Annotated in this window: 1 pseudogene; it reads left to right on the top strand. The window is 45.8% G+C overall.

The window, feature by feature from the left end:
* Positions 1–149: 149 nt before the first annotated feature.
* Positions 150–1,344, top strand: a pseudogene (locus R7P35_RS24580) (phospholipase D family protein); the annotation flags it as partial.

Genomic DNA, 1,344 nt, shown 5'->3' with positions numbered 1-1,344 from the left:
CCCAATACCGCTTTCTTCCCGCAGTATGATCTCACTTCATGGATTTACTTGACTAAACACTCGTTCTTTAGCCGCGATAACTGCACGTTGAAAGCACTTATGTCTATACTTCAATACAGTAAGGTTTTGTAAGACAAGGAAATGTGCCATTGTTACATACGCTCTCCAAATTCATTTTCGCATCCATGTTCTCAGTGCTTTCAGCATGCTCATCAATCGAATCAAATCAGCCAAGTGAGAAATCCACACCTTTCCATTTCGGCTATCAACAAGATTCGGTTCTGGCTCATTACTTTGAAGCTATGGCGAAGATCCTAAAACCATCACTGGCTTTTACCCGCTCAACCAAGGACACGATGCCCTTCTTGCTCGTACTTCTCTCATCGAGTCCGCACAAAAAAGCTTGGATCTTCAGTACTATATTTATCGCGGTGACGAAACCAGCCAGCTGATCACTTGGCGTTTGTACGAAGCAGCCAAACGAGGCGTCAGAATCCGACTGCTGCTTGATGACATGCAAAAACGCAACGACAACGTCATGGCGGCTCTAAATGCGCACCCCAATATTGAAATACGCCTGTTCAATCCTCATCAATACCGCTCTGCACGAATCTTTGCGTTAACCAGTGACTTCGAACGTCTGAACCGCCGAATGCACAATAAATCGCTGATTGCTGACAGTGTCTCTGCGATTGTCGGTGGACGAAATATTGGTAACGAGTATTTCTCTTTTGAATCAGAAGTAGAGTTCGGCGACTTCGATTTACTGCTCTACGGGGAAGCCGTGCAGCAAACGGCAGATCAATTTGATCTTTATTGGAACAGCGTACACGCCGTGCCGATGGAGTGGATATCGCCAGAATCTCAAAGCGTCTCCGATGCCGCGATTCAAAAACAAGTCACCAAACTGAACTTGCAAGAGAAATTCTCTTCTGGCCGATACGATTTTACCGCCTTGGATATGTATCAAGACCTCAAACAAGGCAAACTGAACTTGTACTGGGGTGATGGACAAGTTTGGTTCGATTTGCCAGATAAAGTCACGACACACGATAGTCAGTTAGTCGGAAACTTAACCGAGCTACTAAAAAGTGTTGAGCACTCTTTCGTGCTCATCTCGCCTTATTTCATCCCAACAGAAGCTGGCACAAAAGCTCTGACGAATGCAGCTAAGCGAGGTGTAGACATCACCATCGTAACCAACAGCCTTGCGTCGAATGACGTCTTTGCCGTTCATGGCTGGTACGCCAAATATCGTGAAGATTTGCTCGAATCCGGCATCAAACTTTGGGAAATGAAATCCAGCGCGAAGCTCAAGAGTAAATGGAGCTTAACGGGCAGTAG

The sequence above is a fragment of the Vibrio sp. Vb0304 genome, assembly GCF_033338995.1.
GTDB lineage: Bacteria > Pseudomonadota > Gammaproteobacteria > Enterobacterales > Vibrionaceae > Vibrio > Vibrio alginolyticus.
This window is presented reverse-complemented; position numbering and strand designations above follow the sequence as displayed.